Raw genomic sequence first — 23,488 nt, forward strand, 5'->3', positions numbered from 1 at the left:
TCGTAATTTATTTGGTTATATTCTTATTATTCTGTTTCGTTAATCATTTGGATAAATTTATCTGTCCATTTTGAAAAGAAGTTTTTCTTTTCTGGTTTAGATTTAGTTGCTTTTTTATCACCAACTTCTTCATCTAATAATTCATCTACATAATCTTCTCGTTTTGGTCTTTCAATTGTTTTTTCTACCTCAACTTCTGCTTCTTGTACAATCTTCTTTTGTTCTGGACGAATACCAATTTCAATTTCTGATTGATTATTTAGATTATTAATTACTGGTGTTTCAAAAATTTCTCTTTGATAATTAGACTCTAATTCGTCTAAACCTTTCATCAATAATCCCACTGATGTAGCATATTCTGGGCCAGAAATTTCTTCTGCTTTTGCACCAACAATATGTTCGTTAGAATAACCAATGCGTACATCCATTCCAGTTACATATTCTGTTAACTGACGGATATGTTTTAGCTTTGATCCTCCACCTGTTAGCACGATTCCGGCAATCAATTTTTTGTTTTGATCTTCGCAACCGTAATTTTTTAATTCTAAATAAACTTGTTCTAAAATTTCTTGAACACGTGCATGTATTATTTGTGATAATCTTTTTAAAGATATTTCTTTTGCTTCGCGTCCTTTCAATCCTGGAATTGATACTATTTCTGATTCTTTATTTTCTCCTGGCCAAGCAGATCCAAATTTCTCTTTTAATGCTTCGGCTTGTTTTCCAATAATAGAACATCCTACTTTTATATCATCTGTAATTACATTTCCTCCGAAAGGAATTACAGATGTATGACGAATAATATTGTCTTTAAAAATTGCAATATCTGTTGTTCCACCTCCTATATCAATCAAAGCAACACCTGCTTCTTTTTCTTCTTCGCTAAGTGCAGCACTAGACGACGCAATTGGTTCTAAAGTAATGCTAGCCAAACGTAAACCAGCAGCTTTTACACAACGCGCTATATTTCTGATTGAAGAAACTTGCCCAACAACCACATGAAAATTTGCTTCTAAACGACTTCCGTACATACCGATTGGCTCTCTAATTTCGCCTTCGTTATCTACTTTAAAATCTTGAGGAAGAACATGAATAATTTCTTCTCCTGGTAACATAACCAATTTATAAACTTGGTTTGTTAACAGTTTTAAATCATTATCATCAATAACATCTTCAGAATTAGCACGAGTAACATAATCGCTATGTTGTAAACTACGAATGTGTTGTCCGGCAATACCTACAGTAACATCTGTAATTTTAACTCCAGAAGCACGTTCAGCTTTTTCTATCGCTTCTTTTATAGAATTAATGGTTTGTGTAATATTATTTACAACACCTCTGTGCACACCCAAACTTTTAGCTTGTCCGTGACCAAGTATTTCTATTTTACCATTCTCATTTTTTCTTCCGACTAGCGCTACAATTTTAGTAGTCCCTATGTCTAGACCAACTGCGATGTTACTATTGTTTTCCATTTTTTATACGTTTGGTTGCTACAACTTGATTGACAAATTTTAAGCTTAATTTTTCATAATCTCCAGTTCCGATATAATCGATATATTGATTATAAAATAACTTTAGGTTATGTAACTTTTGTTCAAAATTGTTTAAAGTTCCTAATTCGATATAATAATTTCCTGTGTTAACTATTAAATTATAAGAACGTTGACCAACTTTTTGAACTGCAATGATATGATTTTTCAATAAATCGTCTGCTTTTAAAGCTTGTACAAATTTACTCAATTCCTCATATTCATTCGGTTTTACATCTCCCGAAACTAAAATTACATTTGCCGAACTTAATTTTGATAAAGGCATTTTAGTACCTTTTTCTGTCAAATAAAATTCATTTTTCGGCGCATTAATTCGGGCTACTGCCTTATTTGCTTTTATATCAAGTCGTAAATGTCCGTTGATATCCTTACTTACTTGTACCGAATCAACGTACGGGCTTTTACTTACTTTTTCTTCTATTTTTTTGACGTTTACTTCGCTCAACGTTTGTTTCAAGATGTCTTTATCATCTTTGTTAATCACTTCTCTTATCACACTATCGTTGATAAAATAGTTTTCAACTGGCTGAACAAAAGCCACGTCCAATTTTTCCACTTTACGTGAAGCATTATGAATTGCAGCAAAACTTATTAAAGCAATAAGCAACGCAACTCCAAAAACCACTTTTATGATTTTTAATTTATGCTTCACCTAACCATTTTTTAATTGGTTTAACAATCGTATCAATATTTCCTGCTCCCACAGTCAATAATACGTCAAAATCTTGTTTTTTTATGTTCTCCATGCAATCTTCTAATGAAGATACAATTTTTTCGTTTAAATCAACCTTTTCAAGCAACCAATTTGAAGTTACACCTTCGATTGGTAGCTCTCTTGCCGGATAAATATCTAACAAAATTAAGCTATCTAATTGACTTAGACTTTGTGCGAATTCATCTACAAAATCGCGCGTACGTGTAAATAAATGTGGCTGAAAAACGCCTAACACTTTTTTACCCGGATATAATTCGCGAACTGAACGAATTGCCGCATTCAATTCTGTTGGATGATGCGCATAATCGTCAATATAAATTTTACCATTTATCTCGAAACGATTAAAACGTCTTTTAACTCCTATAAAAGTAGACAAAGCTTCTTTTATTTTTTCATGAGAAACACCCATATAATCTGCAACAGCCAATGCTGCAACAGCATTCTCCATATTGTGATGTCCTGGTAATAAAATCCCAATATCAGTTAAAATTCCGTTTGGTGTTTTAACATCAAAAACATAATGTCCATCAATTATTCTTACGTTGTATGCATTGTAATCTGCATCTAAATCTACACCGTATGTAAGTGCATTATCAAAAGGTAAACCTTTGTGTACAAAAAGTTTTTCTTCGACGATATTTCCAAATTCTTGAAATGATTTTTTTACTTCGTCTCTTTCTCCATAAATATCTAAATGATCTGCATCATCAGATGTTATAATGGCTAATTTTGGCGATAATCGTAAAAAAGAACGATCAAATTCGTCTGCTTCTGCAACTGTATATTTAGAACCATTTGAGATGATATTAGAATCGTAATTCTCTGCAATACCACCTAAAAAAGCTGTACATTCTAAATCTGCAACTTTAAGTATATGACCTAAAATTGAAGAAGTTGTTGTTTTACCGTGTGTACCTGCAACACCAATGTTGTAAGTATGTTTTGTAATTTCTCCTAAAACCTCAGAACGTTTCATGACCTTAAAGTCATTTACCAAAAAATAATTCAATAAAGTAAGATCTTTTGGTACAGCTGGCGTATAAATAACCAACGTATTATCTTTATTAATTCCCGAAGGAATTAAATCAATATTATCTTCAAAATGAATATCAATTCCTTCAGCAATTAATTCTGCTGTAAGTTCGGTTTGCGTTTTATCGTAACCCGCTACATTTTTCCCGATTGATTTAAAAAATCGTTCCAAAGCGCTCATTCCGATTCCTCCTGCACCGATGAAATAATAATATGTTTTATCTAAAATATTCATTATAATAAATTCAGTAATATATCTACAATCTCTTTTGTCGCATTTGGTTTCCCAAGTTGCTTTATATTTAGAGCTAATTTATTCTTCAAATCTTCATTATTTGCCAAAGCAATTACTTCTTTGACTAATTTTTGTTTTGCTTCTGCATCTTTCACCAAAATTGCTGCATTTTGAGTTACTAAAGCTTCTGCATTTTTTGTTTGATGATCTTCTGCGGCTGTTGGCAACGGAATTAAAATTGTAGGTTTTCCTATAATACATAATTCTGAAATTGCCATTGCACCTGCGCGAGAAACAATTGCATCTGATGCTGCATAAGCATCTTTCATGTTATAAATAAATTCGGTTACATGAATTGTTGGATATTTATCGCCAACCAAATTTTTGATTTTTTGATAATCTAACTTTCCTGTTTGCCAAATTAATTGAACGCCACTTGCAACAAATTCGTCAAGGTTTTCTAACCAAGCATTGTTCATTGCTCTTGATCCTTGCGAACCACCAACTGATAAAATAGTTGGTTTTTCTGGATCTAAGCCAAAAACAGTAATTGCTTCTGCTTTTGATGGTAAATTCTGAAAAATTTCACCACGAATAGGATTTCCAGTATAATGCACTTTTTCTTGTGGAAACTGTGTAATTCCTTCGTAAGCTGTACAAATTGCAGCTGCTTTATTTTTCAAAATTTTGTTGGTTACACCTGGAAAAGAGTTTTGTTCTTGTAACAAATACGGAACATTATTTTTTCCTGCAATCCACAACATTGGTCCACTTGCATATCCACCAGTACCAACAGCTAAATCTGGTTGAAATTCTTTGTAGATTTTCTTTGCTAGATTTAAACTTTTTATCAATTTGAAAGGAAATTTTAAATTCGCTTTCATATCACTTCTATCAAACCCAGAAATAGGTAAACCTTTTATGGGATAACCTACTTTCGGAACTTTTTCCATTTCCATTCTTCCTTCTGCTCCTACAAACAAAATTTGAGCATCTGGCAAACGTCTTTTTATTTCGTCTGCAATTGCTATGGCTGGATATATATGTCCACCTGTTCCTCCGCCGCTTATTAAAACTTTAGGCGATGTCTTCGATGTATTCTTCACTTAGTTCTTTTCTATCTTTTTCTAATTCTTCTTGCGATTTTATTTGAGTACTTACACTCAAAATAATTCCGAAAGAAATACATGTCATCCAAATGGATGTTCCTCCGTAACTAATCATGGGTAATGGTTGACCAGTTACTGGAATCAAATTTACGGCTACCGCCATATTTACCATTGCTTGTATTATAATTGGCAAGCCTACGGCAAATACCAATAATGTGCCAAAAATGGTGTGTATTTTTGAGGCTATGATACAAATTCGTAATAATATCAACAGAAATATTCCGATTAATAATATTGCACCAATTGCACCATATTCTTCTACAATAATTGCAAAAATAAAATCGGAAGATGATTGCGGTAAAGTTTGTTTAAACACACTTTTACCTGGTCCAGCCATTTCATTTAAACCTCTTGCAATTGCTGCTTTGGCGTGTAATACTTGGTAACTTTCTAATCCAGAATCATCATTAAATTTCTCGATACGTGACATCCATGTATGCACACGAGAATTTGAAACTAAGTCTGGTTTTGATAGAGCTACCCAAATAAATCCTCCTCCCAAAACTATACCCGTCATTGCAATAACGAATAGATATTTAAATGGAAATCCGCCAATAATTAATAATAATCCACACATCCCAGCCAACATTAATGCTGTTGATCCGTTTGATGGAAAGATTAATCCTATAATTACAATCATTGGTAGGAATAATGGTAAAAACGTGTTTTTCCATGTATATTCCTTGTCTCTATTTTTTGTTAAATAACGAGCTATATAAATCAACAATGCTTGTGATGCAATCATTGAGGGTTGAATACCAATTCCTGTTCCCGGAATTGTTAACCAACGTGCGGCATTTGCACCTCCAATTGTCTGTCCTTGAATTAATGTAAAGAGCAACACAATTGAGAGTATTATAACTGCACTTAAAGCCAATAAGCCAAACCAACGATAATCTACTCGTTGTAAACCATATATAATTAATAAACCAACTAATAAAATAACGGCGTGTTTACCTAAATGTCCAAAAATAGTTCCCGACCCAACTGTATATACCAAGTTAGAACTTGCTGAATATACAGGTAAGAATGAAAACAGAGCTAACAATAAAATGAAAGCCCAAAGCGGTTTATCGCCCTTAAAATATTTTTGAACTAGGTTCCCCATTGGTTGGTTTAGTTATTATAATTTTCTTACGTTTTCTTTAAATTGATCACCGCGATCTTCGTATCCTTTAAATAAATCGAAACTTGCACAAGCTGGTGATAATAATACTGTTTCTCCTTTGCTTGCTAATTTGTAAGCTTGTTCTACACAATCTTTCATTGTATTTGTTTCGACAATTGTATCGATGTATGGGCTAAAAAAATCAACGATTTTTTGGTTATCAACACCTAAACATACAATTGCTTTTACTTTCTTTTTTACAAAAGGTAAAACTTCGTTGTAATCGTTTCCTTTATCTGTTCCTCCAACTATCCAAACAACAGATTTTGTCATACTTTCTAAGGCAAAATATGTTGCATTAACATTGGTTGCTTTAGAATCGTTAATAAAATCTATTCCTCCAATTGTTAAAACTGGCTCTAAACGATGTTCTACAGATTTAAAATCAGATAAACTTCTTTTTAAATCTTCGTTATGAATATTAATAATTTTTGCTGCAACGGCAGCTGCTAAAGAATTAGAGACATTGTGTTTACCAATTAATCCTAACTCGTTAACATTCATCGAAAAATCACCATTTGTTTCATTAACTCTGAACAATTCGTTGTTGGCGTATGCGTCTTGAGCTGCATCCATCATAGTGAACGGTTTGCGAATTGAACGTATTGTTATTTGATCAATCATCTCCATTGTTTTTGGATCGTCTAGATTGTAAATAAAATAATCGTTCTCATCTTGGTTCATTGTAATTCTGAATTTAGACTGTGCATACAAATCAAACTGATAATTGTATTGGTCTAAATGATCTGGTGTAATGTTTAACAAAATTGCAACAAAGGGTTTAAACGTTGTTTTGATATCGTCTAACTGAAAACTACTTACTTCTAATACATAATAATCGAAGTTATTTTCTGCTACAGATTTCGCAAAACTTTTGCCTATGTTACCGCCTAATTCTACATTTAATCCAGCTTGCTTTAGGATATGGTACATCAAACTTGATGTTGTTGTTTTACCATTAGATCCTGTTATCGCAATTATCTTCGCGTCTGTGTAACGAGACGCAAATTCAATCTCAGAAAGAATTGAAACACCTTTTTCTTCTAATTTCTGAATTAGCTCTGCTTTTTTCGGAATACCTGGACTTTTCATTACTTCATCCGCATTCAAGATTAAATCTTCTGTATGCTGACCTTCTTCGTAAGCAATCCCGTGCTCTTCTAAAAGTTGTTTATATTTTTCTTTTATTAATCCTCTATCTGAAAGGAAAACATCAAAATTTTCCTTTTTAGCAAGAATCGCAGTTCCTACGCCGCTTTCTCCTCCTCCTAAAATGACTAATCTTTTCATTTTATCTAATCTTTAAGGTAATGATACTGATTACCGCTAATATGATTCCGATGATAATTGCTCTTACCACAATTTTACTTTCGTGATAACCCAATTTTTGATAATGGTGATGCAATGGCGACATCAAAAAGATTCTTCGTCCTTCGCCAAATTTTTTCTTCGTGTATTTAAAATAAGATACCTGAAGCATAACCGATAAACTTTCTGCAAAGAAAATTCCACATAAAATTGGTAGTAATAATTCTTTACGCACTATAATTGCTAAAACTGCAATTACACCTCCAATTGTTAAACTTCCTGTATCTCCCATAAATACTTGGGCTGGATAGGTATTGTACCAAATAAAACCTATTAATCCTCCTAAAAATGCACCACAAAAAATCAAAACTTCTTCGGAACGAGGAATAAACATGATATTTAAATAATCGGCAAACATTAGGTTTCCAGATACAAAGACAAACACTGCAATAGCCGCCATAATTACTGCGGAACTACCTGCTGCTAAACCATCAATACCATCTGTTAAATTGGCTCCGTTAGAAACTGCTGTAATGATAAAAATTACGGCAAAGATGAAAATTGATGCTACTGCCCAAACTGGACGATCTTGTGCATCCATCCAAAATAAAATATCCGAATAGCTAAACTCATTTCCTTTTACAAAAGGCATTGTTGTTTCTAACGTTTTTTCTTCGGCTCCAAATTTAATTGGTCTATATTCTGTCAACTCCGTATTTGCAGTTGATTTTACTTTATTTTCTTGGTGTTTTACGGTAACCGATGGACTAAAGTAAAGCATTAATCCAACTACAACTCCAAGACCAACTTGTCCTAGAATTTTAAATTTACCTTTTAATCCGTCTTTATTTTTTCTAAAAACTTTGATATAATCATCCAAAAATCCAATTACGCCCAACCAAATCATTGAGACCAAAAGAATGATGATATAAATATTGTCTAAACGTGCAAATAGAATTGTCGGAATTAACGTTGCCATGATGATAATTAAACCACCCATGGTTGGCGTTCCTGCTTTTTCTATTTGTCCTTTTAATCCTAAATCACGAACAATTTCGCCCATTTGCTCTTTACGTAGATAACTGATAATTCGTTTTCCGTAAAATAAGCTGATGAACATTGCCAATAAAATTGCCATTCCTGCGCGAAAAGATGTGTACTGAAACATTCTCGCTCCTGGAAAATGGATACCTTCTAAATAATCAAATAAATAGTATAACATACTCTATTTGTCCAATAGTTTACTTAATTCTGATGCAACTTCTACATCAGAAAAATGTGTTCTCACTCCGTTAATTTCCTGATACGTTTCGTGGCCTTTACCTGCGATTAAAATAATATCTTTTGGTTCGGCCATTTTAAGAGCGGTTTTTATCGCTTCTTTACGATCAGTTATTTTTAATGTACGATTATAAAATTGCGCTTTTACGCCAACTTCCATCTCGCGAAGAATTTCTTCTGCATCTTCGGTTCTTGGATTATCTGATGTAAAAATAGCAACTTGTGATTTTTCGCTTGCGATATCCGCCATTTCTGGACGTTTTGTTTTATCGCGATCGCCACCACAACCTACAACTGTAATTAATTTTTCATTTTTTGTACGAATCGCTTCAATCGTATTCAAAACATTATCCAACGCATCTGGCGTATGTGCATAATCTACAATTATAACAATGCCTTTTTGAGTTTGAAATGTCTGAAAACGTCCATCTACGTTTCCTAAAGTACTTAATCCTTTTAGCACTTCGATTTCGTCTTGTCCTAAAATTGTTGCTACTCCGAAAACTAACAATAAATTATATGCATTGAATTTTCCGATTAATGAAGTCCAGAATTCTTTTCCATTAAATTCTAGTTGCATTCCATCAAATTGATTTTCAATAATTTTTCCTTTAAAATCAGCATCCGTTCTTAGTGCATACATTTTTTTTGTTGCAACTGTGTTCTGAAGGATTACTTTACCATTTTTATCATCTGCATTAGAAATTGCGATTGATGTTTTTGGTAAATCGTCAAAGAATTTTTTCTTTGCTGATAAATAATTTGCAAATGTTTCGTGATAATCTAAATGATCATGCGTGATATTTGTAAAACCAGCAATTTCGAAATGCAAACCAGCAATTCGATTTTGATGAATACCATGCGAAGAAACTTCCATAAAAGCATATTCGCATCCGCGATTTACAGCTTCGCGAAACATTTTGTTTAACGTTAAAATATCTGGTGTTGTGTGTGTTGATGGAATAACTTCGCCATCTATCACAATTTTAATCGTAGAGACTAAAGCACACGCATATCCTAAGTTTGTAAACAACTCGTATAATAAAGTTGTTGTGGTTGTTTTTCCATTTGTTCCTGTAACGCCAACTAATTTTAAATCTTTTGTTGGATTACCGTAATAATTGGATGCAATAATACCCAATGCTATTGTAGAGTTTTCTACTTTAACATAAGTAATGCCTTCTACTAAATTAGTAGGTAAATTTTCGCAAACGATAACCTTCGCTCCTAAACTGATTGCTTTATCTATATACTGATGACCGTCTACTGTTACACCTTCTGCTGCTACAAAAACGTCATTGTTTCCTACCTTTCTCGAATCGAACTGAATCTCATTAACGTCTACTTTTGTAGTGCCAATGGTTTCTAAGATGGAAACTTTATATAATAAGTCAACTAAATTTCTCATCCTTCCAACATTAAATAAATCGTTTCACCTTTCTTAAATCTTGTTCCTGCAGGAATGGATTGGCTTATCACTTTTCCAAAACCTGTGTATTGTACATCTAAACCTAAATTCTCTAACACTGGAATTACATCAGAACCAACGTGTCCAGTAACATTAGGAATTGTATTTTTAGATTTACCTACATTTATTTTATCGCCTTTTTTAAATTCGGCTACTGTATTTCTTTTTACTAAATCTTTTGGCAAAGGTATAGGTGTTTTTGAATATACCCAATCGGCAATTTTTTTAAACACAGGCGCTGTTACGCTACCTCCATAAAATCCTTTTGCTGTATTTGGTTTATGTACCACAACTATACATGAATATTTAGGTTTTTCTGCTGGAAAATATCCTGCAAAAGACGCACGATATTGCATTCCTTTTCCATCTTTTTTCCAATAATCAACACGAGCTGTACCTGTTTTACCTGCAATATCATAATTACTATTGCTAATAATACGTCCCGTTCCTTGTTCTACCGCTCCACGAAGCATTTCTTGCATTTGTTTGATATTGTCTAAAGATGTTAATTGATCGACTAAAACAACTGGTTGAAATATTTTGTCTGCTTCGCCTTTTTTCGTGATTTTATCCATAAACAATGGTTTCAGCATTTTACCATTATTTGCCACTGCATTATAAAATGTCACAATCTGAATTGGTGTTAATTGCAATCCATATCCATATCCCATAACCGGAAGTGTAATATTACTCCACGCTTTGCTATCAGGACGATGCATAATTGGACGACCTTCTCCTAAAATATCTACATCCAATGGTTTTGTCATGTGCCATTTATCCAATTTCTCAAAAAATGAGCTTGGATTAGCACCATAATATTGATTGATAATTTTAGCTGTACCAATATTTGATGATTTTTTGATTACACCATCCACAGTTATTCTTCCATAACCATGTGTATCTGTAATTGTACGACCATAAAATTTATAGCTACCATTACCCGTTTCTACTGTAGAATTTTTATTGATATAACCATCATCCATCGCAGCTAATAAAGACACCGTTTTGAATGTTGATCCTGGTTCTGCAGCTTCACCTACAGCATAATTATAATCGTCTATATATGTACCATCTTTTTTACGAGATAGATTAACAATTGCTCTTATTTTTCCCGTCTGTACTTCCATCACAACAACACTACCATGTTGCGCTTCGAATTGAGAAAGTTGTTTGTATAAAGCATCGTAAGCCACCATTTGCAAATCAGCATCAATGGTTGTGTAAACAGAAGATCCAGCTTGAGGTTCTTGTTCCCAACTTTTCATTGGTTTCCATTTTCCTCTACCCATAAATTGTTCCCAACGACGACCTTCTACACCGCTTAATAAGTCAGAATATGCTCCTTCTAAACCTACTTTTCCGCGTTGATCATCATATCCAATTGTACGAATACCGATATCTTGAACGATTAATTCTCGTTTTGATTCAGTTTCATGGATAAATCCACCTTTGTTTTGACCTTTATTAAAAATTGGGAATTTTTTGATTCGTTGATACTCCTCATAATTCAAATCTTTCACCAACATCATGTAGCGGTTTTTCTTTTTACGTTCTTTCGAAAATTTCTCGTAAAAATATGCTGGTGATTTTGTAAACATCTTACCTAAAGAATCGGCAAGATTGTGCATTTCTGTATTGAATAATTCGTCTTTTACAACAGATAAATCAACAAAAATATTATGCTTTGTTACCGTTGTTGCCATTAAGGCTCCATTAGACGCATATAAATTTCCTCGTTCTGCAGCAACAGTATCTAACCTAAAGTTATTTTTCTCTGCAAAACGCTCTAATTCAACTCCTTCTACTATATTTATACGAAACATAAAAACAATAACAAAGATGGCCCATATCGCTAAAGCGCCGGCTATTACCCATCCTTTGATGACCATGTTGTTTTTATTTTTCGTTGACGCTGTCATAAACCTTGTCTACAATATAATAAGGTTGTTTATCTGGAATCTTTAAACCATACACTGCTGTACGTTCTAAGATTTCTGTTTCTAGTTGCATACGCATCAAATCGCGATGCTTGTCTGTGTACTGAGATTTTAAATCTTCTACTTTGTCTTGTAATTCTGCTATGCGAACTACTTTGCGATCTACCCAATGCGAACTTGTAATACTCAAAAAAGCCAATCCTACCAAATACAACATAAATTTCCAGTTTTGCTCCGAGCCTGTTTTTATTAAAAACTCACCTCTTAACAATCCTGAAAAAGTTTTTTTCTCTGGTAATATTTTCTTCTTTTTCGCCATTTACTCTTCGTTTCTTACTGCAATGCGCATTTTCGCACTACGAGCTCTTGGATTTTCATTAATTTCTTCTTTTGTCGGCACAATTACCTTTGATTGTAAAGGTTTGAATGGTGCTGACCAATTTCCGTAAACGTCGCGTTCTGGTTCTCCTTCAAACATTCCGTTTTTCATAAATCGTTTTGTTAAACGATCTTCTAAAGAATGATATGAAATAATAACTAAGCGTCCGCCTGGTTTTATAACATCTGTACACTGCATTAACATATCTTTTAAGGCAGCCATTTCGTCATTTACTTCTATTCGTAATGCTTGAAACATTTGAGCGAAAAACTTATTTTCTTTCATTTTTGGAATGAATGAGAAAATTTGTTTTAACTCATCAATTGTTTCAATTTGTTTTTCTGTTCTTGCTTTTACAACTTCTTTCGCTAAACGATATGAACCAGATAATTCGCCATAATCATAAAAAATTCGAGCTAAATCTGTTTCTTCGTATTCGTTTATAATTGTTTTTGCAGATAGTTTCGCATTTTGATTCATTCGCATATCAAGTTCGCCATCAAAACGAGTAGAAAAACCTCTTTCGGGCGTATCAAATTGATGAGAAGAAACTCCCAAATCACCTAAAACACCATCTACTTGTTTGATTCCTCTAATTCTTAGATTATTTTTAAGAAATCTAAAATTTTGTTCGACTAACTCAAAACGCGGATCGTCAATTTTATTACGAAGCGCATCAACATCTTGATCAAAAGAAAATAATTTTCCGTTTTGATCCAAACGTGTTAATATTTCACGAGAGTGTCCTCCACCCCCGAACGTACAATCTACATATATACCCGATGCATCAATTATTAATGCATCGACACTATCATTTAATAATACAGGATTATGATATTCACTCATTTTCGTTAAAATTTCCCATTACATCTTCCGCTAATGATGCAAAATCTAAATCCTCTACGTTTATTGCATTTTCATACAAGTCTTTATCCCAGATTTCAATCATGTTAACAGAAGAATTCAAAACTACATCTTTATTAATTTGTGCAAATTTCACTAAATCTTTTGAAATTTGAAGCCTTCCATTCGTATCAACTTCAACAATTTTTAACCCTGCGGTAAAAATTCGAATAAAATCGTTGTTCTTTTTCACAAATCGGTTCAATTTATTCAGATCATTCATCACTTTTTCCCATTCTTTCATAGGATGTAGTTCTAAACAATTCTGAAACACAGAGCGTTTCAACACAAAGCCATCTTCCAAATAATCAGTCAATTGTTTCTTTAAACCGACTGGTATTGGGAGTCTTCCCTTTGTATCGACCTTACACTCGTATGTACCAATTAGTGAATTCACGATAGAATTTTTTCAAAAATAAATAAAATATTACCACTAAATACCATTTTTTACCACTTTTATTTAAATATTTATTAACAATTTTATTTTTAGTATCAATGAGTTAACCTATTTATTGTTAAAACAGTAGCATTCGCCCGCTTTTAAAATTTTATATAGACCTTGTTACACTGTTTTATAATTGAGTTTTAAAGTTTTTCGTATAAAGCAGTAATAAAAACTAATAATTAATTAAATTTGTCGACTTAATATCGACTTAATGTTTTTTAGCTTAAAAAAGAAAGATAAGTTCTCTTATATCGAAGAAGGGGAAGGACAACCAATTGTTTTGCTCCATGGGTTAATGGGTGAACTTAGTAATTTCAGCTCTCTTACCAATTATTTTGCAGAAAGAGGCTACAAAGTTTATGCGCCAGAATTGCCAATATATTCATTACCTGTTATTAGTACAAACATTAAGAATATAGCCAAACATGTTGCAAAATTTGTAGAAGAAATTGTAAAAGAGCCAGCTATTTTAGTCGGTAATTCTTTAGGAGGTCATATTGGTCTTATGGTTGCTTGCCATCATCCAGAATTCGTAAAAGCGTTGTGCTTAACGGGAAGCTCGGGATTATACGAAAAATCATTTGGCGAAACTTACCCAAAACGTGGTAATTATGAATATGTAGAACGTAAAACGCGCGAAGTTTTTTACGATCCTGCTATTGCTACAAAAGAAATTGTTGATGATGTTTTTAACACTGTTAATGACAGAAATAAAGCCATCAAAACTTTATATATTGCGCGTGACGCCATAAAATCTAACATGAAAGGTGATTTGATTGATATCAAAATACCAGTTTGTTTGATTTGGGGAAAACAAGATAGTGTTACTCCACCAGAAGTTGCTATAGAATTTGAGCAAGAATTGCCAGATGCAACTTTGTATTGGATTGACAAGTGTGGACATGCACCTATGATGGAGCATCCAGAATTATTCAACGAAATTTTATTTAAATGGTTAGTTGAAAAACAATTTAATGCAACAACAAAAGCATAATTATGATTAAGAAAGCTGAATTTGTAAAAAGTTCACAAAAATATACGGATTGTCCAGATCCGTTCAAACCAGAATATGCGTTTATCGGAAGATCTAATGTTGGGAAATCATCATTAATTAACATGATAACAGAACGTAAATCGTTAGCAAAAACATCTTCTACACCAGGAAAAACTCAATTGATTAATACTTTTGAGATGGATGATATTTGGTATTTAGCCGATTTACCTGGTTACGGTTTTGCAAAAGCACCAAAAGGTGTTCGTGGAGGATTTAACCGAATGATTTATGATTATATTGAATTCAGAAAAAATTTGGTGAACGTATTTTTATTAATCGATTCTCGCCATACGCCGCAAGCCATAGATTTGCAGTTTATGGAATGGTTAGGAAATAAACAAATTCCATTTTCGATTGTATTTACAAAACTTGATAAATTAACAAGTACGCAAATGCAGAAAAATCTGAACCATTATAAAGTTGAACTTTTAAAGAAATGGGAAGAATTACCTAAAATATTTACAAGTTCTGCGACAAGCAAAATTGGTAAACTAGAAATTATAGGTTACATTGATAGCTTAAACGTTACGTTGGTAGACGAGTTTAAAAAAGAACAATTCAAGAAAGAATATTAATAAAAAAAGTCGAAACATAGTTTCGACTTTTTTTATTTTATTGATTTTTTATTTACACTTTATTATAACTTATTTTTTCTCTAATTCTGCTGATTTAGCTTCTAAATCTTTCAAACAAGGATCAATCATTTTTTTCAATCTATCCTCTAATTCTTTCGTCGGATTATTCATCATCATCATTTCTGCATAGGTAAATTCGCCCAACATTTTGTCTGTAGAACAACTGCAATATTCTTTTACTAATATTTCTTTTTCTTCTGACATTTCAGGGCTTAAAGCTGTCGATTCGCACGAAGCCATAACTTGTGCACGCAACTCTGCATCGTCTTTATCTGGCTTTTTATTACAACTAAAAACCGTTAAACTTATTATACATCCAAATAAAATCTTTTTCATAGCTATTAAATTTAGTTTAGATGATTAAGTTACTTAAAATAAGCTTATTTTACAAATTTATCAATTGCTTCTACATATCCAGGTAAACCTTTTCCCGAAATAATTTGAAGACAACTTTCTCCTGTAATACTAATTTTTCTGAAATCTTCGCGTGCATAAATATCCGAAATATGAACTTCTATAACTGGTGTTTTTATCGCTTTTATCGCATCTGCAATTGCATAAGAATAATGCGTGTAAGCAGCTGAGTTTAAAACTATACCATCATATCGAAAACCAACTTCGTGCAATTTATCAATAATATCGCCTTCGTGATTTGACTGATAATAATGCAATGAAACTTCTGGAAACTGATGTTTTAATTCTATAAAAAAGTCTTCAAAAGTTTGATTTCCGTATATCTCTGGTTCTCTAACTCCTAACAAATTTAAGTTAGGTCCGTTTATTATTTGTATTTGCTTCATTTGCTTATTTTTTAACAAGTTACGACTGTTTTTAACAAGAAATAACTAAAATTTTTCTAATTATTTTCATTTTATATTAAAATTTTTAACTTTTGGCACGCATATTGTATTTACTAATATAACCAACCAATATCAATAAAATATCAACCTAAACTAAATAATCTTACCTAAACCTATTAACCAACCTAAACAAAAATTCCAATTATCTATTATAATTGGAATTTTGTATTTAATAGCCATACTTCCCTTTCCATTTTTGGTTTAAAGACTGCTTATCTACTTGTTCTCTTTTATTATTTCCTGGCTCGTAAAAAGCTGTTCCAGCAATTTCATCTGGTAAAAATTCTTGTTCAGCAAAATTACCTGGAAAATCGTGCGAATATTTATACTCTTTTCCATAATCTAAATCTTTCATCAATTTAGTTGGTGCATTTCGTAAATGCAATGGCACAGGCAAATCTCCCGTTTGTTTTACAACTTGTTGAGCCGTATTTATCGCCATATAAGTTGCATTACTTTTGGGCGAATTTGCCAAATAAACCGCACATTGGCTAAGTAAAATTCGAGATTCTGGATAACCGATAACCGAAACCGCCTGAAAAGTATTATTCGCTAAAATCATTGCAGTTGGATTTGCATTTCCCACATCTTCTGAAGCAGAAATTAACAATCTACGCGCAATAAATTTTAAATCTTCGCCGCCTTCAATCATTCGTGCCAACCAATAAACCGCTCCATTAGGATCGGAACCACGAATAGATTTTATAAATGCCGAAATAATATCGTAATGTTGTTCGCCCGTTTTATCATAACGCGCTAAATTTTGTTGAATACGCTCGTGTACAATTTTATCATTAATGGTAATTTTTTCTGTCGGAGCAAAACTATTAATCACCAATTCTAAACCATTCAATAATTTACGCGCATCACCGCCAGAATATCTCAACAATGCATTCGTTTCGACAACCTCAATGTTTTGTTGTGATAAAATTGCATCTTTTTTTATAGCTCGATGGATTAAATCTACTAAATCTTCTTTTTCTAGATGTTTTAACACATAAACTTGCGCACGCGAAAGCAAGGCAGGAACAACCTCGAAGCTTGGATTTTCTGTTGTAGCACCAATCAACGTAACCAAGCCAGTTTCTACCGCGCCCAACAAACTATCTTGTTGCGATTTATTGAAACGATGAATTTCATCTATAAATAAAATAGGATTTTTAGTTCCCGAAAATAAATTCTGATTCTTTGCTTTATCAATTACTTCTCGCACTTCTTTTACACCAGAATTTATGGCGCTTAAAGTATAAAAAGGACGATCTGTTAACTCAGAAATTAATTGTGCAAGTGTAGTTTTTCCCGTACCTGGAGGACCCCAAAAAATCATCGAAGCAATCATATCATGCTGCAACATCATTTTAATTGGTCCATTTGGTCCTATCAAATGTTTTTGATTAATGTAATCTTCGAGCGTTTTTGGACGCATTCTTTCAGCTAAAGGCGCATTCATAAAATCCTATTTAGACTTCAAATTTAGGTAAAGTTTAAATAAATCTCTACTTAATTTTCAACGACATATTTTGTCTTTTTAATGACTTTACTTTGTGATAGATAAAAAATTAAGATGATGAAGAAAGCGTTAGAATGTGCATTGATTTTGACAAGAAAACACCAACTTTTAGGTGATAAAATTACTTTGTCAACAGATTATTTAAAAAAGATTGAATTGAAAGACAAACAATCTGAAATTAATAAACAGATGATTTTGTTTTTGATAGAAGTACAAGAATTTGTAGAATTTATACAACTTAATAAAGAATATAAATCAATGTATTCGGAATTGGTGAATTATTATTTTAATCAAATTCATCATCAAATTAATTTTTATGAAATTGAATTGGATCGATTAGAATTTGAATCAAAATTTTCTATCAATGTAATCAACAATTCAAAATGTTATGAAAAGAAAACCGAAATTAATTCGGTTCAAGAAAAATTAAATTCGTGTTATCGGTTAATTAATTTGTAGAAAACTGATTTCGGCATAATTTTTTATTGTATTTTCGATTCAATATTTAGAATCGAAAATGAAGAAATTATCACTTTTTTTAAGCTTAATGGTTTTATCATTAAGTTTTGCTTTTGGTCAACAAACCGAAAAACCAAAAATTTATAACGAAGAAGCTAATCCGAAAGTAGACATTGCAAATGCAGTGCAAAAAGCCTCTACAGAAAAAAAACATGTTTTATTACAGATTGGTGGAAATTGGTGCGCGTGGTGCATTATGTTTGATAAATTGACAAAAGAAAACCAAGAAGTAAAAGATTATATTGCGAATAATTACGAAGTTGTGCATGTAAATTATTCTCCTAAAAATAAAAACGAAGAAACTTTGGCAGCGCTAAATCATCCAGAACGTTTTGGGTTTCCTGTTTTTGTAATTTTAGATGGAAAAGGAAATTTAATTCACACACAAAATTCGGGTTATTTAGAGAGTAAAGAAGTAAAAGGACATGATCCAAAAGTTGTGTTAGAGTTTTTACAAAATTGGTCTTACAAAGCTTTAGATCCTGCATCTTACATTAAAAAATAATTTTTATATCTAAAATCAACAGAATCAACTCCAAAAGCGGATAAAACTTTAGAGTTGATTCTTTTTTTATTTCGTTGATTGATTAACTTTGCCCAATGAACAAATTTTTGGTAACACCATTTATTCTTTTGGTTCGTTTTTATCAACTTGCCATTTCTCCGTGGATGGGAAGCAATTGTAGGTATCAACCAACTTGCTCGTCGTATATGATTGAAGCGTTAAAAGAACATGGTTTACTGAAAGGTTTATGGCTTGGAACAAAACGAATTGGGCGTTGCCATCCGTGGGGCGGACATGGTTATGACCCAGTTCCTAAAAACAAAAAAGAATGATAAATTTAATTGCGTATATCGATTGGGATCCAAAACCTTATTTATTTGAATTAGGTGGATTTAAAGTACATATTTATAGTTTATGTTGGATAGTTGCCTTTATAATTGGGTGGTATTTGATGTCGAACATATTTAAAAAAGAACATCAAAAGAAAGAATTATTAGACCCTTTATTTCTTTACACATTTGTTGGTGCCATTGCAGGTGCAAGATTAGGAGAATATCTTTTTTATGATCCTTCTGCATTTATAGAAAGACCGATTGAAGTTTTTTTACCCGTGCAACATGCGGTAGGTGAATCTGCTTTTTTTGGTTTGTTACAAGATTACGAATTTGTCGGTTTTAGTGGATTAGCAAGTCATGGTGCAGCACTTGGTGTTATTATTTCTTCTTATTTATTTAGTCGTAAATATTTGAAACGAAATGTACTTTGGTTATTAGATCGTATTGCTGTTGTTGTTCCTTTTGGAGGCGCTGCTGTGCGTATTGGTAATTTTTATAATTCGGAAATTGTTGGTAAAGAAACAGCAGTTTCTTGGGCAGTTAAATTTCATCAACAAAGTAGTGGTTACGGAGAAGTTGTACCACGTCATCCGGCTCAAATTTATGAAGCAATTGGTTATATTATCTTAGGATTTGTCATGATATATGCTTACAACAAAACAGATAAGAGAAAATATTTGGGAGCTTTGTTGGGAATATTCTTATTTTTCTTATTTTTAATACGTTTCATTGTAGAGTTTTACAAAGAAAACCAAGGAGAAGAAGCAGTTGCACAAGCATTAAATATTGGATTAAACAACGGACAAGTTTTAAGTATTCCTTTTATGTTAATCGGAATCTACTTATTTATTTCTTCAAAAAACAGATTAGACACAACACAATCAAACTAAAATAAATTATTATATAGACATTGAAATAAATTTAGACTTATGGGATTTTTAAAAGAATTTAAAGAATTTGCCGTAAAAGGTAATGTAATCGACTTAGCTGTCGGGGTTGTTATTGGTGGTGCATTTGGTAAAATTGTAACTTCTTTGGTAGAAGATTTAATTACACCAGCATTATTAAATCCAGCTTTAAAAGCTATTAATGCAGAAAATTTAGCTGCGTTAGTTATTCCTGGAACAGCAATAAAATACGGTAGTTTTTTAGCTGCTGCTATTTCTTTTATTGTAGTTGCTTTTGCATTATTTATGATGATAAAAGGAATCAATAAATTGAAAAAAGATGCGCCAGCAGAAGAAGCTGCACCTGCAGGACCAACTCAAGAAGAGTTATTGATCCAAATTAGAGATTTATTAAAAGAGAAACAATAAATAAAGTTTTATCAACTAAAAAAGGTTAGCAGAATTCTGCTAACCTTTTTTTATTTTATCGATTTTCTAAACTGTATTAAGAAGCTGCTGGCATTACCATTTCTTCGCCTCCTCCCATATCTTCACCTCCATCAGGACGTTTTCCACGTTGTTCTTTTTCATTTGACGCTTTAAAGCGGTATGTAAATGATAAATTAAAAGATCGTGTCATCCAACGCATGCTTTCGTAGTTTGTATAATCTAAAGCGTACGTTGTCATTTCACGTTTTCTACTATCAAATACATCACGAATATTAAATGAGATTGTTGCTCTTTTATTGAATAAATCTTTTGATAAAGAAAAATCCATTGATAAATTATCTTCTATTTTTTGTTGAGCCGTTTTCATGCTTCCCATATAATTACCTGCAACTTGTACTTTAAAATTTGCTGGTAATGTGAAATTTGATGATAAACGACCACGAGAACTAAATCCGTCTCCAGAAAAATCTTGCGAATCTACTTTTGTTCCTTCAACACCAGTAATAGGATCTTTAAATGCATTAGTCTCCTCGTAATAACCTGATCTGTTGTAACCAAATAAATTTACGTTAAACATTAAATTCCACCATTTTGCTGGACGATAAGTTGCCGTTAAATCTAAACCATAACGATCTTCGTCACCAACATTTATTGGTTTTGAGATTAACACATCTTCTCCGTTATCGTTATAATTTTTACGTTGAAATTGGTTGATAACATCTGTCGTTTTTTGGTAAAATAAACTTGGCGTCACCATCAATTTTCCGATCGTTGTGATGTAAGATAACTCTAACGAATTTGTATAAGTTGGATTTAAATCTGGATTTCCATTTCTAATATTTCTATCATCAGTTGCAGAGAAAAATGGCATTAACATGAATCCCATTGGACGTTGCACGCGACGAGAATAACTTAATTGTAATTCGTTTTTCTCTGTAAATTTATAGTTTAACGTTAATGTTGGAAATAAATCTGTGTATTTTTTAGAAATTTTTTTATTTGTAGTGTAGTTATTAATTTCCATATCAGAAGTCTCTAAACGTAAACCTGCAAAATATTGAAATTTTTCTCCAATTGCATTTCCATATTGTGTATAAGCTGCAATTACATTTTGCTTGTTATCTACATTTGCAAAGAAATTATTGTCTGGTACTAACTCTCCCGTATCTGTTAAATTAAAGGTTTTATTATTTGTTTTGGTATCGCTAAAATCTGCACGAGCACCTAATTCAAATTTTCCTTTTTCTCCTATTGGTTTTACGTAATCAGCTGTAATTACTATATTTTTTTGATCTTCTAAATTATCTGTTATTCTTGTAGAAAAATCATCTGCTTTTTTATAGTTAAAAACATCTCCGTCTTCATCTTCTTTTTGAGTAGAAAAACGTCCTGTAAATGCTAGTTCATGACCTTTTTTATCAAATTCATGTTTATAACTAACATCTAAATCAAAATTATTTTCGATTTCTTTTTCGTCTTGAATATTATACTCATTACGTAAGAAAGACATTGCATTATCATAATAATTATAATCTACTAATGCATTGTTATTTCCGTTATTATAACGGTAACCAGCCGATAATCCGATTGTATTTTTATCATCTAAATAATACTCTGTTCCCAAACGAATGTTATAATTTCGTCTGATACGATCATTTGTACGATCTGTTGCTCTGTATTGTGTAATTGCTTTTGTGTCTTGATTAAAACTTGTCATAAAAGCAGAACCTTCACCTTCTCTATCAGCGTAACGAGAACCTAAACTAGTAAAAAAGTTAAACTTTTTTGTTTTATAATTAAGGTTAACATTTCCACCAATCATTGTAGGAATTCCTCCATTCAAAGTTACAGAACCGTTAAATCCTGTATTTGATCCTTTTTTCAAAACAATATTAATGATACCCGCAGATCCAGAAGCTTCGTAACGCGCAGATGGATTTGTAACCAACTCGATACGTTCTACACTTTCTGCAGGAATATTTTTTAAAGCTTCTGCAACCGACGAAACGCCCAACATTCCTGATGGTTTTCCATCAATCAAAAACTTTACATTATCATTTCCTCTTAACGACACATTACCTTCTGCATCTACTTGTACAGACGGCACATTTGCCAAAGCATCCGACAAAGACTGACCCTGAGACATTGGATCATTCGCCATATCGTATACTTTTTTATCCAATTCTACTTTATAAATTGGTTTTTCTGCCGTTACAACAGCTGCTCCTAAAGAAACAGTTTGCTCTGTTTTTACTGTAAAAGTTCCTAAATCTATAGCAGAAGTTAAATCGATATCTTTTTGGATTAAATCGTATCCTAATGGCTCTATTACTAAAATATAATGACCCGCTTTTGCTTCAATCACAAAATCTCCTTTTGCATCTGTTGCGCCTTCCACAACACCTCCTTCTTCCGTACTTTCAAGCGAAATTGTTGTGTATTCAACTGGCTTGTTGTCGCTCGATAAGACTTTTCCTTTAATCTTTATAAGGTCTTGCGCATTTATACTTGCACAAACACAGATAAACATCAAAGCAAATAAATTTCTTAACCTCATTTGTTTAATTTTTCGTTTGTAGTTTTAAATTTTACTAAATAGTTTGACAATCCTTTTTGGAAAAGGTTTAATCGATTTCAAAAAATATTTAATATTAAATATATAAGTCGTCACTTTTTGTCAGATGTTACAACTCTTATCATTTATTGTCAAGGAAAAGTGATCAGGAAATCTAAAATTTAACATTTTTAGATTAAACCTTTTTATAAAATCTATGTCAAAAGAGTGTACACAAAATATTAAAATGATTGATATGAAAAATGGAATTTATAAATACTTATGTATCGGATTGTTTGCTTTTACATTAACTGCGGTTAGTGCACAGGACAGAAATAATGATGCTTCGAGAGAACAAAAACTTCAAGAATTAAAAAAAGATTTGAATTTGAGTGATGCTCAAGTTATCAAAATTAAACAAATTGAGGATAGTTATAAAGATGAAAAACTTGAATTGAAACGTAAAATGAAAGAAGTTCGTAAAAAGGAGTTTGATGAAATCAATACTGTTTTTACAGCAGAGCAAAAAGCAAAACTGAAAGAGTTACATAACAAAAAACATTCAACAAAAAAAGGTGCGAATTAA

At 32.2% G+C, this 23,488-nt stretch carries 24 protein-coding genes; 8 read left to right on the top strand and 16 right to left on the bottom strand.

Going from position 1 to position 23,488, the window contains the following annotated elements; genetic code table 11:
• Window positions 1-26: 26 nt before the first annotated feature.
• The 12 genes from ftsA to mraZ are packed head-to-tail and all read right to left on the bottom strand — an operon-like array spanning window position 27 to window position 13,545.
• Window positions 27-1,475 (bottom strand): cell division protein FtsA, encoded by a 1,449-nt coding sequence (gene ftsA / locus BM072_RS04640; RefSeq protein ID WP_092907036.1) that lies wholly within the window; start codon window positions 1,473-1,475, stop codon window positions 27-29.
• The gene (locus tag BM072_RS04645) at window positions 1,462-2,205 is read right to left on the bottom strand and encodes a cell division protein FtsQ/DivIB (RefSeq protein ID WP_092907037.1); all 744 of its coding nucleotides are present in this window, start codon (window positions 2,203-2,205) and stop codon (window positions 1,462-1,464) included. Before BM072_RS04645 ends, ftsA begins: the two co-directional genes overlap by 14 nt.
• Window positions 2,195-3,535 carry a UDP-N-acetylmuramate--L-alanine ligase gene (gene murC, locus BM072_RS04650; RefSeq protein WP_092907039.1) on the bottom strand — a complete coding sequence of 447 codons (1,341 nt, stop codon included), beginning with the start codon at window positions 3,533-3,535 and terminating at the stop codon, window positions 2,195-2,197. Before murC ends, BM072_RS04645 begins: the two co-directional genes overlap by 11 nt.
• On the bottom strand, window positions 3,535-4,641 hold the full coding sequence (murG, locus tag BM072_RS04655; protein WP_092907041.1) for an undecaprenyldiphospho-muramoylpentapeptide beta-N-acetylglucosaminyltransferase: 1,107 nt from the start codon (window positions 4,639-4,641) through the stop codon (window positions 3,535-3,537). The genes murC and murG overlap by 1 nt, the downstream gene beginning before the upstream one ends.
• Window positions 4,613-5,812: an FtsW/RodA/SpoVE family cell cycle protein gene (locus BM072_RS04660; protein WP_092907043.1), complete on the bottom strand. Its 1,200-nt coding sequence runs from the start codon at window positions 5,810-5,812 to the stop codon at window positions 4,613-4,615. Before BM072_RS04660 ends, murG begins: the two co-directional genes overlap by 29 nt.
• A 15-nt stretch (window positions 5,813-5,827) precedes the next feature.
• Entirely contained in the window at window positions 5,828-7,162 is a 1,335-nt protein-coding gene (gene murD / locus BM072_RS04665) for a UDP-N-acetylmuramoyl-L-alanine--D-glutamate ligase (protein WP_092907045.1), read from the bottom strand.
• Between the two features lies 1 nt (window position 7,163).
• On the bottom strand, window positions 7,164-8,402 hold the full coding sequence (gene mraY, locus BM072_RS04670) for a phospho-N-acetylmuramoyl-pentapeptide-transferase (RefSeq protein ID WP_092907047.1): 1,239 nt from the start codon (window positions 8,400-8,402) through the stop codon (window positions 7,164-7,166).
• A 3-nt stretch (window positions 8,403-8,405) separates the two neighbouring features.
• Window positions 8,406-9,869 (bottom strand): UDP-N-acetylmuramoyl-L-alanyl-D-glutamate--2,6-diaminopimelate ligase, encoded by a 1,464-nt coding sequence (locus BM072_RS04675; RefSeq protein WP_092907049.1) that lies wholly within the window; start codon window positions 9,867-9,869, stop codon window positions 8,406-8,408.
• On the bottom strand, window positions 9,866-11,848 hold the full coding sequence (locus BM072_RS04680) for a penicillin-binding protein (protein WP_092907051.1): 1,983 nt from the start codon (window positions 11,846-11,848) through the stop codon (window positions 9,866-9,868). Before BM072_RS04680 ends, BM072_RS04675 begins: the two co-directional genes overlap by 4 nt.
• Window positions 11,826-12,185: an FtsL-like putative cell division protein gene (locus BM072_RS04685; protein WP_092907053.1), complete on the bottom strand. Its 360-nt coding sequence runs from the start codon at window positions 12,183-12,185 to the stop codon at window positions 11,826-11,828. Before BM072_RS04685 ends, BM072_RS04680 begins: the two co-directional genes overlap by 23 nt.
• Entirely contained in the window at window positions 12,186-13,091 is a 906-nt protein-coding gene (gene rsmH, locus BM072_RS04690; protein ID WP_092907055.1) for a 16S rRNA (cytosine(1402)-N(4))-methyltransferase RsmH, read from the bottom strand.
• A complete protein-coding gene (mraZ, locus tag BM072_RS04695) occupies window positions 13,084-13,545 on the bottom strand; it encodes a division/cell wall cluster transcriptional repressor MraZ (protein WP_092907057.1) in 462 nt (153 codons plus the stop codon). The genes rsmH and mraZ overlap by 8 nt, the downstream gene beginning before the upstream one ends.
• Window positions 13,546-13,804: 259 nt before the next feature.
• Here mraZ and BM072_RS04700 point away from each other — a divergent pair, with 259 nt between their 5' ends.
• On the top strand, window positions 13,805-14,587 hold the full coding sequence (locus BM072_RS04700) for an alpha/beta fold hydrolase (protein ID WP_092907059.1): 783 nt from the start codon (window positions 13,805-13,807) through the stop codon (window positions 14,585-14,587).
• 2 nt (window positions 14,588-14,589) lie between these two features.
• Window positions 14,590-15,222 carry a ribosome biogenesis GTP-binding protein YihA/YsxC gene (gene yihA / locus BM072_RS04705; protein ID WP_092907061.1) on the top strand — a complete coding sequence of 211 codons (633 nt, stop codon included), beginning with the start codon at window positions 14,590-14,592 and terminating at the stop codon, window positions 15,220-15,222.
• 69 nt (window positions 15,223-15,291) lie between these two features.
• Here the strand turns inward: yihA and BM072_RS04710 are convergent, their stop codons facing one another.
• The 3 genes from BM072_RS04710 to BM072_RS04720 all read right to left on the bottom strand — a co-directional run bounded on the left by BM072_RS04710 (window position 15,292) and on the right by BM072_RS04720 (window position 17,592).
• Window positions 15,292-15,618, bottom strand: coding sequence for a hypothetical protein (locus BM072_RS04710; RefSeq protein ID WP_092907063.1), 327 nt, complete (start codon window positions 15,616-15,618; stop codon window positions 15,292-15,294).
• A gap of 44 nt (window positions 15,619-15,662) precedes the next feature.
• Window positions 15,663-16,082 (bottom strand): type II 3-dehydroquinate dehydratase, encoded by a 420-nt coding sequence (locus BM072_RS04715; RefSeq protein ID WP_092907303.1) that lies wholly within the window; start codon window positions 16,080-16,082, stop codon window positions 15,663-15,665.
• A gap of 229 nt (window positions 16,083-16,311) precedes the next feature.
• A complete protein-coding gene (locus tag BM072_RS04720) occupies window positions 16,312-17,592 on the bottom strand; it encodes a replication-associated recombination protein A (protein WP_092907065.1) in 1,281 nt (426 codons plus the stop codon).
• A gap of 114 nt (window positions 17,593-17,706) precedes the next feature.
• Here BM072_RS04720 and BM072_RS04725 point away from each other — a divergent pair, with 114 nt between their 5' ends.
• The 5 genes from BM072_RS04725 (at window position 17,707) to mscL (ending at window position 20,327) form a co-directional block, all read left to right on the top strand.
• The gene (locus tag BM072_RS04725; protein ID WP_092907067.1) at window positions 17,707-18,111 is read left to right on the top strand and encodes a hypothetical protein; all 405 of its coding nucleotides are present in this window, start codon (window positions 17,707-17,709) and stop codon (window positions 18,109-18,111) included.
• Between the two features lie 58 nt (window positions 18,112-18,169).
• Window positions 18,170-18,676, top strand: a complete 507-nt coding sequence (locus BM072_RS04730) for a thioredoxin family protein (protein ID WP_092907069.1) — start codon at window positions 18,170-18,172, stop codon at window positions 18,674-18,676.
• Window positions 18,677-18,771: 95 nt separating this feature from the next.
• Complete coding sequence (gene yidD / locus BM072_RS04735; RefSeq protein ID WP_092907071.1) at window positions 18,772-19,008, top strand: membrane protein insertion efficiency factor YidD; 237 nt, start codon at window positions 18,772-18,774, stop codon at window positions 19,006-19,008.
• Window positions 19,005-19,901, top strand: a complete 897-nt coding sequence (gene lgt / locus BM072_RS04740) for a prolipoprotein diacylglyceryl transferase (RefSeq protein ID WP_092907073.1) — start codon at window positions 19,005-19,007, stop codon at window positions 19,899-19,901. Before yidD ends, lgt begins: the two co-directional genes overlap by 4 nt.
• A 39-nt stretch (window positions 19,902-19,940) precedes the next feature.
• Window positions 19,941-20,327, top strand: coding sequence for a large conductance mechanosensitive channel protein MscL (mscL, locus tag BM072_RS04745; RefSeq protein ID WP_092907075.1), 387 nt, complete (start codon window positions 19,941-19,943; stop codon window positions 20,325-20,327).
• 76 nt (window positions 20,328-20,403) lie between these two features.
• Here mscL and BM072_RS04750 read toward each other — a convergent pair whose 3' ends face one another.
• Window positions 20,404-22,905 carry a TonB-dependent receptor gene (locus tag BM072_RS04750; protein ID WP_092907077.1) on the bottom strand — a complete coding sequence of 834 codons (2,502 nt, stop codon included), beginning with the start codon at window positions 22,903-22,905 and terminating at the stop codon, window positions 20,404-20,406.
• 214 nt (window positions 22,906-23,119) lie between these two features.
• Between BM072_RS04750 and BM072_RS04755 the strand changes: the two genes are divergently transcribed.
• Window positions 23,120-23,488, top strand: coding sequence for a hypothetical protein (locus tag BM072_RS04755; RefSeq protein ID WP_092907079.1), 369 nt, complete (start codon window positions 23,120-23,122; stop codon window positions 23,486-23,488).

This window comes from Algoriella xinjiangensis (assembly GCF_900115015.1).
GTDB classification, from domain to species: Bacteria; Bacteroidota; Bacteroidia; order Flavobacteriales; family Weeksellaceae; genus Empedobacter; species Empedobacter xinjiangensis.